The 413-nt window shown below is 26.4% G+C and carries 1 protein-coding gene; it reads left to right on the top strand.

Translation table 11 applies throughout. The features are described from left to right. Positions 1-260 precede the first annotated feature (260 nt). A partial coding sequence (locus tag ACF91D_RS32170) for a helix-turn-helix domain-containing protein (RefSeq protein WP_392438766.1) occupies positions 261-413 on the top strand: 153 nt, incomplete at its 3' end.

Genomic DNA, 413 nt, shown 5'->3' with positions numbered 1-413 from the left:
AACCAATTAAACTAGCTACATATTCAGTGGTAAATTCTTCAGATAGTCGTAATTTACGCAATTTAGTTTTAGGTTTTAAATATTTTTCTTTAAGCATTTTCTTTTTATCTGTTGCCGTCATTTATTATCACCTCCGATGACTGTATATAAACTATATCACGATTTGTGATATAGTTCAAGAATTTTTTATCACATTTTGTAATATTTTTATTGTTTCCTTATTATAGATGTGTTATATTTATCTCAAGGAGTGATACCAAATGAGTAAAAATGTAATAGGGAAAAGAATAAAAGAACTAAGAAAACAGAAAAAACTAACTCAAAATGATTTAAGTAAGTTGACTGGCTACAAACAAAATACTATTTCATCTCATGAAAATGGAACTCGTGGTATAGATGAAATAGATATAATG

It is taken from the genome of Staphylococcus sp. 231237_7MaSpsaltlick, assembly GCF_043107035.1.
This window is presented reverse-complemented; position numbering and strand designations above follow the sequence as displayed.